Genomic DNA, 15,755 nt, shown 5'->3' with positions numbered 1-15,755 from the left:
CATGGGGGCACTTGCCACGCTGCTGTGGCTGGCCAATGTGGTACTCGATACCGGTGGCCAGCTCGCCTTCAAGGCCGCCGCCAGCGATCCGCAGGAGGGCGAAGGACTGCAGCGCTGGAAACACATGCTCAGCCGTCCCTGGCTGTGGATCGGCATCGCCTGCTACGTGCTTGAGTTCGTCGCCTGGATCGCGTTCCTGTCGCTGGTGCCGCTGTCCAAGGGCGTACTGCTGGGCTCGATCAACATCGTCGCGCTGATGATCGCCGGCCGTTTCCTGTTCCGCGAGAAACTCACGCCGCTGCGGGTGACCGGCATGCTGCTGGTCACCGCCGGCGTAGCCGTGGTGGGGGCCGGCTCATGAGGCGCCTGTATGTGATCGGCTTCCCGCTGCTGATGGCTTTCGACACGCTGGCCCAGCTGTGCTTCAAGTACGCCGGTGACGCCGCGTTGCCGGTCGAGGCCAACACCGCCTGGCTGCTGCGCGTGCTGTCGCAGCCGTGGGTTTACGGCGCCATCCTCGGCTACGTGGGTGCATTCTTCACCTGGATGAGCCTGCTGCGCCATGCGCCGATCGGTCCCGCCTTTGCTGCCTCGCACCTGGAAGTGATCAGCGTACTGCTGCTGTCGGCGTGGCTGTTGAACGAGCCGCTGACCCTGCACCATCTGCTCGGTGCGGTACTGATCGTGGCCGGCATCGTCTGCCTCGGCCGCGCCGAGGCGCACGACCCGCACAGCCCTGCCGAAAGCACCCCGTGAGCGCGCTGCGATGAGCCTGTTCGCGCGCGAACTGCCACCAACCGCCGGCCTGCCGATGCAGGCCAGCGATTTCCTTCCCGGTGGCGGCGACCTGCGTGACATCCTGGCCAGCCAGCTCGGCACACCGCCGCTGCAGCTGACCTGTTCCGGCACGCACGCGCTGCTGATCGCCCTGCGCACGCTGCGCAAGCGTGCGCCAAAGCGCGACACCGTGATCATGCCGGCCTATACCTGCCCGCTGGTGCCGATCGCGGTGCACAGCCTGGGCCTGCGCGTGCAGTTGTGCGATACCCGGCGCGGTCATTTCGACTTCGACCCCGGCCAGCTCAAGCGGCTGGCCGATGCGCGCACGCTGGCGATCCTGCCCACCCACCTGGGCGGGCGCATTGCCGATGTCGAGCTGGCCTGCGAAGTCGCCCGCAACGCCGGCACCTGGGTGATCGAAGATGCCGCGCAGGCACTCGGCGCACGGGTCGGCAACAGCAGTGTCGGCATGCGCGGCGATATCGGATTCTTCAGCCTGGCCGCCGGCAAGGGCCTGAGCCTGCATGAAGGCGGCCTGCTGGTCAGCCGCGATGACGAACTGCGTGCTGCGCTGGCCGAACATGCCGTCCAGCACGTTCGCTCCAGCCTGCGCTGGGAGCTGCTGCGGAGCGTGCAGTTGCTGGGCCTTGCTGCCTGCTATCGCCCTTCGCTGCTGCCACTGGTGTATGGCAATCCACTGCGCAATGCGCTTCAGCGTGGCGATCTGGAAGATGCGGTCGGTGACATTTTCCCGCTGGATATCCCGCAGCACCGGGTCAGCCAGTGGCGGCAGAACATCGGCGCGCATGCCGCGCGGCGCTTGCCGGCATTCCTTCAGGCCGGTCGGCTGCGTGCGTTGCAGCTGCGGGTGCAGCTGGCACAGCTGCCTGCCGTTGAGGTGGTCGATGGGCTGGCCGGTAGCGGTGGCACCTGGCCACTGTTGATGCTGCTGCTGCCCAGCCAACGCGCCCGCGATGCAGTACTGAAGGACTTGTGGCCACGCGGGCTTGGCGCCAGCCGCATGTTCATCCATGCCCTGCCCGGCTATGCCTACCTGCGCGGCATCGTGCCGCAGGACGACATGCCCAACGCACGCGACTTCGCCGCACGCATGCTGACCCTCGGCAACAGCGCCTGGCAGACCCGTGAAGAGACCGCCGAAATACTGCGGGCACTGGCCCGCGCGTGACGCCAGGACGCACGGATGGAGTGCGCCTCACGCATTCATCCATGCACCTTCCTGAACGCTTTCCGCGCCCTGCAATGCAGGCTTTCAACAGGAAAGGAACGAGAAAGGCTGCCTGCCTACATTGAGCCTGCCCCGGCATCGCGCCGGACGTTCCTTTCATCGACGGACCTGCCCATGCACTGGAGCATTCTGTGTGACTTCGACGGCACCATCAGCCTCGAAGATGTCATCGACTCGCTGCTGGAGAAATACGGCCAGCCGGGCTGGCAGGAACTGGAAGACCAGTGGAAAGCGGGAAAGATCGGCTCGCGCGAATGCATGCAGGGCCAGGTCAGGCTGCTGAAGCTGGACCCGGCCACGCTCGACGCCCACCTGGACCAGGTGCAGATCGATCCGGGCTTTGCCGCCTTTGTCAGCCGTGCCGAACAGCTGGGCGTGCCGCTGCGCATCGTCAGTGACGGCCTGGACCATGCGATCCACCGCATCCTCGCCAACCACGGCCTGTCGCGACTGCCGGTGGTGGCCAACCACCTGCGCTGGTGCGATGACCACTGGGAACTGGAATCGCCCTACCAGGCCGAAGGCTGCCGCAGCGGCACCTGCAAGTGCACCTGCGCTGCGCAGGCGCGCGCCAACGAAGCACCGCGTGTGCTGATGATCGGCGATGGCAGTTCGGATTTCTGCGTCTCCGAAGATGCCGACTTCGTGTTCGCCAAGCGTCGCCTGATCACCCATTGCACCCATGCCGGCATCGAGCATGCCGCCATCGATACCTTCCACGATGCAATCGCACTGCTGCCGCGCTTGCTCGATGGCAGCCTGCTGCAGCCACGTCGTATCGACGCCAGCCCGCAGCCCGCCGTACTGCCCCTGCTGCTGGCCACCGCCTGAGCACTCCCTTCCAAGCACGCCCCCGCTACCTCTTTCGAACGTCCTTCACGGAACCGAACTGCATGAACATTTTTGACAAGAACGCCGACGCCGCCGCCTCCGACGCGCAGCTGCTGGCCGACGAAGCCCGTTACAGCTCCTTCGGCGATACCGTCCACTACGTCGACCCGCCGAAGATCTTCCAGCGCGGCGAAGGCAGCTACATGTTCGACGGTGCGGGCGTGCCCTACCTCGACCTGCAGATGTGGTACTCGGCCTGCAACTTCGGCTACAGCAACAAGCGCCTGAACGACGCGCTGAAGGACCAGATCGACACCCTGCCGCAGGTCGCCAGCCAGTACCTGCACCCGACCCGCGTACAGCTGGCCAAGACCATTGCCGTGGACATGCACGAGAAGTTCGGCCTCGACGGCCGCGTGCATTTCAACGTCGGCGGCGCGCAGGCCATTGAAGACTCACTGAAGATCGTGCGCAACGCGCGTGGCGGCAAGAGCCTGATGTTCGCCTTCGAGGGTGGTTACCACGGCCGTACCCTGGGTGCGTCGTCGATCACCTCCAGCTACCGCTACCGCCGCCGCTACGGCCATTTCGGCGAGCGCGCGATGTTCATTCCGTTCCCGTACCCCTTCCGTCGCCCGAAGGGCATGACCCCGGAAGAGTATTCCGACCACTGCGTGTGGCAGTTCGAGCGCCTGTTCGAAAGCGAATACAACGGCGTGTGGGATCCCAAGGTCGGCCAGGCGGAGTACGCCGCGTTCTATGTCGAGCCGATCCAGGGCACCGGCGGCTACGTCATCCCGCCGCGCAACTTCTTCACCGGCCTCAAGCGCGTGCTGGACAAGTACGGCATCCTGATGGTCGTCGATGAAATCCAGATGGGCTTCTGGCGCACCGGCAAGCTGTGGGCCATCGAGCACTTCGGCGTGACCCCGGACGTGCTGGTGTTCGGCAAGGCGCTGACCAACGGCCTGAACCCGCTGTCGGGCCTGTGGGCGCGCGAAGAGCTGATCAACCCGACCGTGTTCCCGCCGGGCTCCACCCACTCCACCTTCAACTCCAACCCGCTGGGCACCCGCCTGGGCCTGGAAGTGCTGAAGCTGGGCAAGGAAATGGATTACGAGCGCACCGTGCCGGAAAAGGGCGCGTACTTCCTCGATGGCCTGCGTGGCCTGCAGAAGCGCCACCCGGAAATCGGCGACGTCGACGGCCTGGGCCTGGCCCTGCGCGCGGAAATCTGCCAGACCGACGGCTACACGCCGAACAAGGAACTGCTGGACCGCATGGTCGACATCGGCCTGGCCGGTGACCTGCTGCACGACGGCAAGCGCATGGGCCTCGTGCTCGACGTGGGTGGCTGGTACAAGAACGTGATCACCTTCGCGCCGTCGCTGGACATCAGCTACGAAGAGATCGACCTGGCGATCACCCTGCTTGACCAGGCGCTGACCAAGGCCAAGGGCTGAGGTCCGATGCGCTGCCGGTTCCCGTGCCGATGGAAATGACGTCACGCGCGTCCAGCACCGCGCTGGAACCGGCCGCGCTGCTGGAGGGCTTCCTGGCCCACCCGCCGCTCGGGTTCGAGGCAGGCCGCCTTCCGAGCGGCCTGCCGACCTTCCGTGCGCCGCTGGATCTGACCACCACCATGGACGACGACCTGCGCGGCAAGCTGCTTGGCCTGCCGCTGTCGCGCCTGTGGCGGCCGTGGATCACCTGGAAGACCCGCTTCGTCGGTGCCACCAGCACCGAGTACACTCCGCTGCCCGCGCACGTCGCACCAGAAGCATTGGCCGAGGACGTGACGCGTCACGCGATCGGCGATACCCGGCTGCTGGTGGTCAAGGACCTGGCGATCGATTCGCCGCTGCTGGACGACGCGGCCAACGCACACAGCGGTGCCTTCCTGCAGGCATTGCTGGCACGCGGCTTCGTCGAACTGGAAGGCATGCCGCTGGCCTGGGTGGCGATCGATTTCGATTCGATCGATGACTATCTCGGCCGCCTGTCGTCTTCGCGCCGCAAGAACATCCGGCGCAAGCTGCGCTCGCGCGACGACCTGCAGATCGACTGCATCGCCACCGGCGATCCGGCCCTGGCCGACCCGCAGCTCCAGGCCGAACTGTATGCCTTGTACCTGGGCGTGTACGCGCAGAGCGCGGTGCATTTCGACCAGCTCGATCTGCCTTACTTCCAGCATCTTCTGGCCGATACCCAGGGCCAGGGACGGATGTTCCTGTACCGCCACCAGGGCCAGCTGATCGGCTGGAACCTGTGTTACGTGCATGCGGGCAAGCTGGTGGACAAGTACATCGGCCTGGCCTACCCGCAGTCGCGCGAGCACAACCTGTACGCGGTCAGCTGGATGCACAACCTCGAATACGCGCTGCAGCACGGCCTGAGCCACTACGTGGCCGGCTGGACCGATTCGCGGATCAAGGCCGAACTGGGTGCCAGCTTCACCTCCACCCGGCATGCGATCCACGCCCGTTCCCCGCTGCTGCGTGCAGCCCTGCGCAGGCTGGCCCCGTACCTGCAGGGCGAACCGGACGGAGGCGGCTGAGCGATGCCATTGCGTTCCCCGCTGATCCTGGACCTGGACGGTGGCGTGCTGCCGCTGCCCCAGGCGCAAACCCTGGCCCTGCCGCAATGGCACGATCCACTGCGCTTCGCCTGCCGCAATGCCACCCTCGACCGTTTCGCCGCTGAAGTGCTGGCACCGCTGCCGGCCCAGCTCGGCACGGTGATGCTCGGCAGTGGCGACTTCCACCACCTCAGCCTGCCGCTGCTGCAGCGCATGCGCATGCAGGCGCCGTTCCAGCTGGTGGTGCTGGACAACCATCCGGACAACATGCGCTTCCCGTTCGGCATGCACTGCGGGTCGTGGGTGAACGCCGCCAGCAAGCTGCCGCAGATCTCGCACATCCACGTGCTCGGCATCACCTCCAGCGACATCGGCCTCGGCCATGCCTGGGAGAACCACTGGCGCCCGCTGATGAGCGGCCGGCTGACGTACTGGTGCATGGACGTGGACGTGAGCTGGGGGCATCGTCTCGGCATGGGCCACGCCTTCCGCCGTTTCGAGCATCCCGAAGCGCTGGTGGCTGCGTTCGCTGCCGAGCAGGCCAAGTCGCCGCAGCCGACCTACCTGTCGATCGACAAGGATGTGTTTGCCGAGGACGTGGCCCGCAGCAACTGGGACCAGGGCCGCTTCCAGCTGGAACACGCACTGGTGGTGATCGAAGCGCTGCGCGCCGGCGGCCTGGCCGGCAGTGACATCACCGGCGAAGTGTCGCTGGCCAACTACCAGAGCCGCTTCAAACGCTGGCTGTCGTCGCTGGATGGCCAGCCTGACGTCAGCGCCGGGGATCTACCGCTGTGGCAGGCGCGGCACCAGCAGGTGAACCGCGAGCTGCTGGCGGCGATGGCCGCGGTGCCGACCGCCTGCTGACCGCGTCGGTCATGCCGGCCGCTGGCCGGCGTGGCTTCGGTAGTGCCGGCCGCTGGCCGGCAATGCCAACCAAGGTTGGCAACTACCAGACCCAGGCAGCGTCGGTCGTGCCGGCCGCTGGCCGGCAACCTCATTGTTCCCGGGCTCACGGGGATGCCGGCCAGCGGCCGGCACTACACTGGACGCCTGCCCCAGGAGCCCTCGCCATGGCCCAGACCGTCATCCCCCAGCTGCGCATGCGCCACGCCGACTCCACCCTGCCGTTCTACGTGCAGGGACTAGGCTTCGTGGTTGACTGGGAACACCGCTTCGAACCCGGCTTTCCGCTGTTCGCCCAGCTCACCCGCGACGGCCAGACGATCTTCCTCACCGAACACAGCGGCGACTGCGAGGTCGGCGGCGCGGTGTACTTCATCGTCGAGGACGTCGACGCCCTGCACCGCGCCTTCAGCGCCGCCAACGTGCCGATCGAGCAACCGCCGCATGACACCGAATGGGGCAGCCGCGAGATGCTGCTGCGTGACCCCGACGGCAACCGCCTGCGCTTCGCCACCGACGCGAGCTGAACCGGGCGGCCTTGAGTCGAATATACGAATCATATACGCTTCGTATATCCACTCCTTCGGGACCGCCCATGGGCATCGTCAACATCGATGACACCCTGCACGACCAGCTGCGCCGTGCCTGTACCGTCTCCAGCCGCTCGATCAACGCCCAGGCCAACTTCTGGATCCGGGTCGGCATGCTGTGCGAGCTGAACCCCACGCTGAGCTTCCAGGACATCGTCGCCAGCGAGCTGCGCGCGGCCGGCGTGCAGCCCCCGTTGCTGCCGCCGGGCCAGGTCTGAGCCGATGGGCATCATCAAGCGCCCCGACGAGATCGCGCTGATGGCCGAATCCGGCCGCCTGCTGGCGGAGGTGTTCGCCGCACTCGACCAGCTGCCGCTGCAGGGCCGAAGCACCATGGAGATCAACGATTTCGTCGAACGCATGATCGTTGATGAGCTGCAGGCGAGGCCGGCCAGCAAGGGCCAGTACGGCTTCCCGTACGTGCTCAATACCTCGATCGACAACGTGATCTGCCACGGCGTACCCAGCACCACCGACGTGCTGCGCAACGGCCAGATCGTCAACCTCGACATCACCCTGGAGAAGAACGGCTACATCGCCGACTCCAGCACCACCTACCGGGTCGGTGAGGTCGACTACGCCGCGCGCAGGCTGGTGCAGACCACCTACCAGGCGATGTGGAAAGGCATTGCCGCCGTGCGTCCTGGTGCGCGCCTGGGCGACATCGGCCACGCCATCGCCCGCCACGCGCGCAGCCACGGCTACAGCGTGGTGAAGGAATACTGCGGCCACGGCATCGGCCAGGAGATGCACGAGGAACCGCAGATCCTGCACTACGGCCATCCCAATACCGGCATGGTGCTGGAAGAAGGCATGGTGTTCACCATCGAGCCGATGCTCAACCAGGGCAAGCCGGCCATCCGCCAGCAGCCGGACGAATGGCCGGTGTACACCCGCGACGGCAAGCTGTCGGCGCAGTTCGAGCACACTGTGGCGGTCACTCGCAATGGCGTGCGCGTGCTGACCCTGCGCCCCGGCGAGACGCCGTTATGCGCGGTGGATGCCGCCTAGAGTGGCCGTTGCTGCATCCCGGCACCCTCGTGCACGGCGCGCTTCCGCGCCGTCAGCGGTTCGCGTACCCGCTGTGCCACATAGCCGACGCTGGCTGCGAGAATGAAGGTGTAACCAAGGAGTTCGGTGGTCTCCTCGATGGTGTTCTTGAACACGCGGATGTACTGGTCACCCAGCAGTCCGGTCCACAACGACGTCATGCCGATCAGACGCGAATAGAACAGCAGCAGAACCAGGCCGATCGTCATCACGGTACCCGGCCGGGATACGAGAAAACGCACCAGCGCCGGCATGGCCCGGCGCCAGTCGCGGCTGGCCCAGGCCAGTGAACCGATGATCAGCACGGCCACCGGGTACTTCCAGAAGCCGTGTGCGATCAGGTCCAGCGCCTCATCCATTTCACGCAGGAGCATGCAGGCGAACAGCGCGGCCGCCAGAACGGCAAAGGCCCGATCATCGGCACGTCGCAATGCAAGCCGGACGAAGGCAGCCACGCTGGCGACCAGGAAGCCTTCCTGGGTCAGTTCGACCAGCGACCACTCGCCGACTGCATTGCCCAGCCAATGGATGTCGAGCCAGGCCAACGCAGGCGGAAGCGCCATCATCAGGCCGAACAGGAAGGTGCGCCCCAGGTGGGACAGGAGCAGCTGTAGATTGTCTTTCATGCAACACCGATGCCGCGCCGTGGCGGTCGTACAACGAGAACACAGGCGACCGGGGGGCTGCCGAACGACGGCATGCGCGGCGGGGTCGCGACCAGGCACGCATTATCCGCGCTGTATCCGGCCACGTGAACCGTACCGGTGGAACACATACGCAACACCGGCGTACGTCACGCACTCATGGCGATAAAGGACGCAGCAGCAACAACGTCGCCAGGCAGAACATGAAGATCGCCACGCCTGCATCCAGCACACGCCAGGCGCCCGGCCTGCGGAACACCGGCTGCAACAGGCGCGCGCCATAGCCCAGCGTGCAGAACCAGACCACACTGGCAATGCAGGCACCGGCGGCGAAGGCCCAGCGCAGATCGCCCGGGTAACGCGTGGACAGACTGCCCAGCAGCACCACGGTATCCAGATAGACGTGCGGGTTGAGCAGGGTGAAGGCCAGGCAGGTCAGCAGTACCTGCCGTCCGCTGCCGCCCTGCGCCTCGGCGGCGGCCAGCGCACTGCCACCGCGCCGTGCGCGCAGCCCCGCCTGCAGGCCATACCAGAGCAGGAAGCCCGCACCACCGAAGCGCAGCACCTGCAGCAGCAGCGGCCACTGCAGCACCAGCGCGCCCATGCCGCCGACGCCGGCCAGGATCAGCACGATGTCCGCGCCGGCACAGGCCAGCACCACCCTGCCCACATGGCGCTGCTGCAGGCCCTGGCGCAGCACGAAGGCGTTCTGCGCACCGATGGCGATGATCAGGCCGGCACCTGCGAACAGGCCGGCGGCGGTAGCGGCGATCCACATCAGGACAGGCCAGGCAGCGAGAGGACGCGCAGGGTGCGGCCGCTGACCCTGTTTAGACAATCTGATTTTTCTTTATCCTGTGCAGGAAAACTGAAGAGGCACCGGCATGGATCTGGTACATCCGCAACTGGCCGCGTTTGCTGCGGTGCTGGAAGAAGGCAGCTTCGACGCCGCGGCACGCCGCCTGTCGATCAGCCCGTCGGCCCTGTCGCAACCGATCAAGGCGCTGGAGGACAGGCTCGGCCAGGTACTGGTGGTACGTCAGGCACCGTGCCGGCCCACCGCCGCAGGCGAAGCGCTGCTGCGCCGGGTCCGGCCGATGCAGGCGCTGGAGGCCGAGGCATTGGCCGAGCTGCTGCCCGAGCGTGGCAGCGACGCTGCGCGCACGCCGATCCCCCTGGCGGTCAACGACGACTCGCTTGATACCTGGTTCGTGCCGGCCATCGCCGAACTGCACCAGCGCCATGGCTACCTGTTCGACCTGCGCATGGACGACCAGGATCACACCCTGCAGCTGCTGCGCGATGGCAGCGTGCTCGGCGCGGTCACCGCCGAAAGCCAGCCGGTGAAAGGCTGCAACGTGCACCCGCTCGGCGCGATGCGCTACCACGCTGTCGCCTCGCCCGGCTTCGCCCGCCAGTACTTCAGCGACGGCATGCAGGCTGCGGCACTGGCGCGCGCACCGATGCTGGTGTTCAACCGCAAGGATGAACTGCAATGGCGCTTCGTGCGGCGCCTGACCCGCGCCCGCCTGCAGCCACCGCTACACTACCTGCCCTCCTCCACCGGTTTCGTCGAAGCCGCTGCGTGCGGACTCGGCTGGGGCATGGCCCCGGAAACCCTGGTCGCGCCCGCCGTGCGCGCGGGCCGCGTGGTGGTACTGGAACCCCGCCGCTGGCTCGATGTGCCGTTGTACTGGCAGCATGCCGCCGTACGCTCAAGCACGCTGCAGCACATCACCCAGGCGCTGCGCACTGCGGCCAGCGGCACCCTACGATGAGGACAATCCAATGACCGCAGACCCGGGCTTCACGCCGTGCGCACTACCGTTTGCGCACTTCTTCACCACTGGGACGGCATGGGCGTGATCGGCCGACGTACAAGGATGCACGGCGCGAGGGCCGCGCTGGCGCTGGCAGCCTGCCTGCCACTGGCTGCAGCGGCGCAGACTCTCACCGATGCACCCGCATTGGACTGGGAACAGGCGCGGCAGCGCCTGGAGCAGGTCTCCGATGCACTGGCCGCCGCCGATGCAGCGGTACGCAACAAGCAGGACCTGCAGGACGCCACCCGCCTGCTGCGCCTGCCGGAGATCACCGGCGAAGTGCGCCGCCTGCAGTTCCAGAAGACCCTCACCCTGCCACTGGGTTCGCTGGCACCGGTGGCCGAGGCCTATGGCATCGACTCGCCGCTGTCGTTCACCGAACGCGACTGGCGTACCCGCCCGGTGGTGACGGCGGTGCTGCCGTTGTACACCGGCGGCGTGATTCCGGCCGCGCAACGTGCCGCCAGCGCTGCCCACGAGCAGGCCAGCGCCGAGCGCGAGGCTCAGCGCCAATCGCTGACCGTGCAGCTGGCCCAGGCCTATTTCGGCCAGCGCCTGGCCGAGCAGGCAGTGGATGTGCGGCGCGACGTACGCGATGGCCTGAACCGCCACCTGTCCGACGCAGAGAAGCTGGAACGCGAGGGCTTCGCCACCCGCGCCCAGCGCCTGCAGGCCACCGTGGCCCGCGACAAGGCCGAGCGCGAATACCAGAAAACGGTGAACGACCTGGCCACGCTGAAGGCGGCGCTGGCCACGCTGCTGCGCAGTGGTGGCGAGGTACAGCCGGTGTCGCCGCTGTTCGTGCAGCGCGTGCCATTGGAACCGGTCGCCAGCTTCGAGCGCACTGCGCAGGCACGCCAGCCGCAGATCGCACGCCTGCGGGCGATGGTGGCACAGGCCGAACAGGGCGTGCGCGTGCAGCAGGCCAAGCTGAAGCCACAGATCTTCGCCTTCGGCCAGTACGACTTCCGCCGCCGTGACGAGATGTTGACCGATCCGGACTGGGCATTCGGCATCGGCCTGAAGTACACCTTCCTGTCGCCGAACTCGCGGCCGGCGCAGATCAGCGCCGCGCGTGCGCAGCAGGACCAGGCCGAAGCGGGCCTGCGCGAGGCCGAGAACCAGGTCGCCCTGGGCGTGCGCAAGGCATGGAACGAGCTGGAAACCGCGCGCCAGCAGTACGTGCTGCTCGACAGCAGCATCGCCCAGGCACAGGAAAACCTGCGCCTGCAGGAGCTGGCGTTCCGCGAAGGCCAGGCGACTTCGCTGGATGTGATCGACGCGCGGCTCGGCCTCGGCGGCGCCCGTGTCGAGCGCGCACAGGCCGCCTACCAATACGATATTGCGCTGGCACAGTTGCTGGAGGTCAGTGGACAGATGGACCGTTTCGAAGAGTTCCGGCGGCGTGCGGACGAGGTGATCGACCATGAGTGATGTGCTGCACGACGATGCAACGACGCCCCCGGCCAAGCGCCGCCTGGGCCCGATCCTGATAGTGGTGCTGCTGGTCGTGGTGGTGCTCGGCCTGTGGCTGGCCTGGCGCAGTCCGGCCGACCAGATCCAGGGCATGGCCGATGCCGACACCATCAACGTGGCCGCCAAGATCACCGCGCGCGTGGCCGAACTGAAGGTGCGCGAGGGCGACCGCGTGCAGCCCGGGCAGGTGCTGTTCCTGCTCGACAGCCCCGAAGTGGCCGCCAAGGAACAGCAGGCGCACGGCGCATTGGCCGCCGCACAGGCGGTGGCCGACAAGGCCGACGAAGGTGCGCGCAGCGAGGACATCCGCGCCGCCGAAGCGAACTGGAAGCGGGCTGAAGCCGGTGCGACGCTGGCTGAAGCCACCTACCAGCGCGTGCAGAACCTGTTCAACGAAGGGGTGATGACCCGGCAGAAGCGCGATGAAGCGCATGCCCAGGCCACCAGTTCGCGCGAACTGGCGCGTGCCGCCCGCGCGCAGTACGACATGGCCTTGGCCGGCGCACGCGAGCAGGACAAGCGTGCCGCGCAGGGCCAGGTGCAGCAGGCACAGGGCGCGGTGGCCGAAGTCAACGCCGCGCGTGTCGAAGTGGAAGGGCGCGCGCCGGTGGCCGGCGAGATCAACAAGCGCATGGCCGACCCCGGCGAACTGGTGCCGGCCGGCTACCCGGTGTTCACCCTGGTCGACATCGACCGCATGTGGGTGGCGATGAACCTGCGCGAATCGCAGATGCAGGGCCTAAAGGTCGGCAGCAAGCTGCAGGGCAGCGTGCCGGCGCTTGGCCAGGACGGCGAGTTCGAGGTTTATTTCATCAATCCGGCCGGTGACTATGCGACCTGGCGGACCACCCGCCAGTCGTCCGGCTACGACGTCCGCAGCTTCGAGGTGCGGGTGCGCCCGGTACGCCGCATCGAGGGCTTCCGCCCCGGCATGAGCGTGCTGTTCGCATGGCCCCAGCACTGAGCCCCGACAGCAGCAGCTTCGCCGCCAGCTGGCGGCGCGAGCTGCGGTCGCTGCGCGGCAACCGCGCCGACCTGCTGCTGGTCACCCTGCTGCCGCTGCTGATGCTGGCCGTGATGGCGTGGATGTTCACGCCCTCGGTGATGCGCGACATCCCGATCGCCGTGGTCGACCTCGACCACAGCAGCGACAGCCGCCTGCTGCTGCGCATGCTCGATGCCAGCCCCGGCGTGCGCATCGCCAGCCAGCCTGCGGACATGCAAGATGCACGTTCGCAGCTGCGTCGGCTGGATGTATTCGCCATCGTACTGGTGCCGCGCGATGTCACCCGGCAGGCGTTGCGTGGACGCCAGGGCACGGTGTTCGCCTATTACAACGCCACCTACATGACCACCGGCCAGTCCGCGGCGCGCGATATCGGCGACGCGGTCTCGGCCTGGAACGCACGCCTGCTGCGCGAGCGCATCGGCCTGCAGGTCGGCCCGGGCAAGCTGCGTGCGGCACCGATCGCGGTGCAGTCGGACATCCTGTACAACCCGGCGCGCAGCTACGAGCTGTTCCTGCTGCCGCTGATCTTCCCAGCGGTGCTGTCACTGGTACTGGCACTTGCGGTGGCCGGCAGCCTCGGTCGAGAAATCCGCGACGGCAGCCTGTCCGCCTGGCTGGGCCGCACACCGTGGCCGGCGATTGCCGGCAAGGTCGCGCCGTACGTCCTGCTGTTCTCGCTGTATGGCGCGCTCGGCATCGGTTACCTGGCCTGGCTGCGCGGCGACAGTGTGGCCGGCAGCGTGCTCCTGCTGCTGCTCGCACAACCCCTGTTCTACCTGGCTACTGCCGCCTACGCGCTGTTCTTCGTCGGCGTCACCCGCGACATGGGTACCGCGCTGTCCGCGGTCGGCCTCAGCATCGGTACTGCACTGGCATTTTCCAGCGCCACCTTCCCGGTGCTGGACGGGCCGTTATTCACCCGCATCTGGCATCAGCTGCTGCCGCTCAGCGCCTATATCAAGCTGCAGACCCAGCAACAGTTCATCGGTTCGCCGCTGCAGGTTTCGGTATGGCCGCTGGCCACGTTGCTGCTGATGTCAGTGGTGGCTGGCGGCATCGGTGGGCTGCGCCTGATCGCCTTCGCGCGTAAGCCCGAAGCCGCGCAACCGGCGGGGGCCGACGCATGAGCGCACTCTGGCGCAGCCTGCGGCAGACCCTGATGGCGGTGCTGTGCGACCGCTATGCGATCGTAGTGATGGTCGGCGCGGTAATCCTGTACTCGTTCTTCTACCCGGCCGCGTATCGCCACCAGGTGGCCGGCAACCTGCCGGTACTGGTGGTGGATGAAGACCACAGCGCGACCAGCCGCGAGCTGCTGCGCAAGCTCGATGCACTCCGTGTTGCGCGCGTGGTCGGGCAACCGGCAGACATCGACAGCGCGCGCCAGCAGCTGGAAGCCGGCCACGCCGAAGGCATCGTGCTGATCCCGGCCAACCTGGAGCGCGACATCCTGCGCGGCCATCCGGCCAAGCTGGTGCTGCTCGGCAACGGCGCCTACCTGGGCCGTGCCAGTTGGGTGCTGGGCAGCGTGGCCGATGCACTGGGCGCGTTCGGACGTGATGCCGTGGTCGGCCAGGCCGCCTTCATGGGCGCACCGCAGGCACCACCGGTCACGCTGGTGCAGCGCCCGCTGTACAACACCCAGGAAGGCTATGGCAGCGCCATCGTGCCCGGCGTGGCCGAGCTGATCGTGCACCAGACGCTGCTGATGGGCATCGGCGTCCTGCTTGGCGGCCGTCGTCTCGCGCTCGGCCGGCGCCTGCGCTTCGACCTGCCGACGCTGGCCGGCATGGCACTGGGCTTCGGCCTGATCGGCCTGTTCGGCCTGTTCTACTACGCCGGCTTCACCGCCTGGGTGCAGGACTATCCGCGCGGCGGCAACCCATTGGGCCAGCTGCTCGGCGGCACCTTGTTCATCGCCGCCACAGTGGCCTTCGGCCTGTTCGTCGGCAGTTTCTTCCGAACCCGCGAACGCGCCTTCCAGTACATCATCGCCACCTCGATCCCGCTGTTCTTCCTCGCCAACCTGTCGTGGCCGGCGGTGATGACGCCACAACCGCTGGTCTGGCTGGCGCAGCTTCTGCCGACCACCTCGGGCATCAACCTGATGGTGCGCCTGAACCAGATGGACGCCCGCCTGGCCGAAGTCAGCCACGAACTGGTCACCCTCACTGCCCTGCTGCTGCTCTACGGCAGCCTCGCCAGCTGGCGCCTCCTCGCAAAAAAGGGGACGGAGGGGATTAAGTCGTAAGCGGCCGGTTTGGGGAATTACGACTTAATCCCCTCCGTCCCCTTTTTCCGTAACGACGAACGCCGGCGCTGGGCCGGCGTTCGAGTACTGCGGTGTGGAAGGGGAAGCGGGGTCTGGCTGTGATCGATCAGCGGTAGACGCGTTCGCAGCGACGTTCCACCACGCGGTCGCCGTTCTTCTGCTGGCTGTTGCCCTGGATCTGGCGACCGGCCGCACCACCGGCAACGGCGCCTGCCACGGTGGCCAGCTTCTTGCCGTTGCCGCCACCTACCTGGTTGCCGAGCAGGCCACCGATCACCGCGCCGGTAGCGGTACCCGTGATGCGGTTCGGATCGCGCGAGTTGCGCTGCACTTCCACGTTCTTGCAGACCACGCGGCTGCCGTCGTTGAACTTGCGTCCCTCATCGCGCGGGCCATAGGTCTGCGCGCCGGCCACCGACGAAGCTGCCAGCAGGGTGCCCAGCACAAGCAATCGGGTCGAGGTCTTCATGGCCATCTCCTGAGTTCCGGTATGGCGCCAGTGTCCTCCCGCGGTTGGCAACCGGAAGTGAAATGCGCGTGTCCGCCA

General features: G+C 67.2%; 18 protein-coding genes. 15 read left to right on the top strand and 3 right to left on the bottom strand.

The window, feature by feature from the left end; all coding sequences use genetic code 11:
* Position 1: 1 nt before the first annotated feature.
* The 10 genes from ACZK33_RS06955 to map all read left to right on the top strand — a co-directional run bounded on the left by ACZK33_RS06955 (position 2) and on the right by map (position 7,945).
* Positions 2-361: an EamA family transporter gene (locus ACZK33_RS06955; RefSeq protein WP_012479558.1), complete on the top strand. Its 360-nt coding sequence runs from the start codon at positions 2-4 to the stop codon at positions 359-361.
* A complete protein-coding gene (locus tag ACZK33_RS06950; protein ID WP_125894491.1) occupies positions 358-756 on the top strand; it encodes a DMT family transporter in 399 nt (132 codons plus the stop codon). Before ACZK33_RS06955 ends, ACZK33_RS06950 begins: the two co-directional genes overlap by 4 nt.
* Before the next feature lie 10 nt (positions 757-766).
* Positions 767-1,969, top strand: a complete 1,203-nt coding sequence (locus ACZK33_RS06945) for a DegT/DnrJ/EryC1/StrS family aminotransferase (RefSeq protein ID WP_336684177.1) — start codon at positions 767-769, stop codon at positions 1,967-1,969.
* A gap of 174 nt (positions 1,970-2,143) precedes the next feature.
* Positions 2,144-2,860: an MtnX-like HAD-IB family phosphatase gene (locus ACZK33_RS06940; RefSeq protein WP_032127528.1), complete on the top strand. Its 717-nt coding sequence runs from the start codon at positions 2,144-2,146 to the stop codon at positions 2,858-2,860.
* Positions 2,861-2,922: 62 nt separating this feature from the next.
* Complete coding sequence (locus tag ACZK33_RS06935; protein ID WP_032127529.1) at positions 2,923-4,323, top strand: aspartate aminotransferase family protein; 1,401 nt, start codon at positions 2,923-2,925, stop codon at positions 4,321-4,323.
* Positions 4,324-4,352: 29 nt separating this feature from the next.
* Entirely contained in the window at positions 4,353-5,417 is a 1,065-nt protein-coding gene (locus ACZK33_RS06930) for a GNAT family N-acetyltransferase (RefSeq protein WP_336684175.1), read from the top strand.
* Between the two features lie 3 nt (positions 5,418-5,420).
* On the top strand, positions 5,421-6,305 hold the full coding sequence (locus ACZK33_RS06925) for a hypothetical protein (protein ID WP_329914404.1): 885 nt from the start codon (positions 5,421-5,423) through the stop codon (positions 6,303-6,305).
* 206 nt (positions 6,306-6,511) lie between these two features.
* A complete protein-coding gene (locus ACZK33_RS06920; protein WP_329914402.1) occupies positions 6,512-6,871 on the top strand; it encodes a bleomycin resistance protein in 360 nt (119 codons plus the stop codon).
* A 68-nt stretch (positions 6,872-6,939) separates the two neighbouring features.
* Positions 6,940-7,152, top strand: a complete 213-nt coding sequence (locus ACZK33_RS06915; RefSeq protein ID WP_005412680.1) for a ParD-like family protein — start codon at positions 6,940-6,942, stop codon at positions 7,150-7,152.
* 10 nt (positions 7,153-7,162) lie between these two features.
* Positions 7,163-7,945: a type I methionyl aminopeptidase gene (gene map / locus ACZK33_RS06910; protein ID WP_329893125.1), complete on the top strand. Its 783-nt coding sequence runs from the start codon at positions 7,163-7,165 to the stop codon at positions 7,943-7,945.
* Here the strand turns inward: map and ACZK33_RS06905 are convergent.
* Positions 7,942-8,610, bottom strand: coding sequence for a hypothetical protein (locus ACZK33_RS06905; protein WP_032127534.1), 669 nt, complete (start codon positions 8,608-8,610; stop codon positions 7,942-7,944). The two genes, map and ACZK33_RS06905, sit on opposite strands and share 4 nt — an antisense overlap.
* Before the next feature lie 175 nt (positions 8,611-8,785).
* Positions 8,786-9,406 (bottom strand): LysE/ArgO family amino acid transporter, encoded by a 621-nt coding sequence (locus ACZK33_RS06900; protein WP_049424508.1) that lies wholly within the window; start codon positions 9,404-9,406, stop codon positions 8,786-8,788.
* Positions 9,407-9,512: 106 nt separating this feature from the next.
* Here ACZK33_RS06900 and ACZK33_RS06895 point away from each other — a divergent pair, with 106 nt between their 5' ends.
* The 5 genes from ACZK33_RS06895 to ACZK33_RS06875 all read left to right on the top strand — a co-directional run bounded on the left by ACZK33_RS06895 (position 9,513) and on the right by ACZK33_RS06875 (position 15,187).
* Positions 9,513-10,406, top strand: a complete 894-nt coding sequence (locus ACZK33_RS06895) for a LysR family transcriptional regulator ArgP (RefSeq protein WP_478454288.1) — start codon at positions 9,513-9,515, stop codon at positions 10,404-10,406.
* A gap of 78 nt (positions 10,407-10,484) precedes the next feature.
* Complete coding sequence (locus ACZK33_RS06890; RefSeq protein WP_329810596.1) at positions 10,485-11,885, top strand: TolC family protein; 1,401 nt, start codon at positions 10,485-10,487, stop codon at positions 11,883-11,885.
* The gene (locus ACZK33_RS06885) at positions 11,878-12,891 is read left to right on the top strand and encodes an HlyD family secretion protein (protein ID WP_032127538.1); all 1,014 of its coding nucleotides are present in this window, start codon (positions 11,878-11,880) and stop codon (positions 12,889-12,891) included. The genes ACZK33_RS06890 and ACZK33_RS06885 overlap by 8 nt, the downstream gene beginning before the upstream one ends.
* Positions 12,876-14,063 (top strand): ABC transporter permease, encoded by a 1,188-nt coding sequence (locus ACZK33_RS06880; RefSeq protein ID WP_423174405.1) that lies wholly within the window; start codon positions 12,876-12,878, stop codon positions 14,061-14,063. Before ACZK33_RS06885 ends, ACZK33_RS06880 begins: the two co-directional genes overlap by 16 nt.
* Entirely contained in the window at positions 14,060-15,187 is a 1,128-nt protein-coding gene (locus ACZK33_RS06875; RefSeq protein WP_071228493.1) for an ABC transporter permease, read from the top strand. Before ACZK33_RS06880 ends, ACZK33_RS06875 begins: the two co-directional genes overlap by 4 nt.
* Positions 15,188-15,314: 127 nt before the next feature.
* On the opposite strand, the gene ACZK33_RS06870 is transcribed toward ACZK33_RS06875, so the two are convergent.
* Positions 15,315-15,683, bottom strand: coding sequence for a glycine zipper 2TM domain-containing protein (locus tag ACZK33_RS06870; RefSeq protein ID WP_032127541.1), 369 nt, complete (start codon positions 15,681-15,683; stop codon positions 15,315-15,317).
* Between the last annotated feature and the right edge of the window lie 72 nt (positions 15,684-15,755).

It is taken from the genome of Stenotrophomonas sp. 86156_Sma (assembly GCF_056481625.1).
This window is presented reverse-complemented; position numbering and strand designations above follow the sequence as displayed.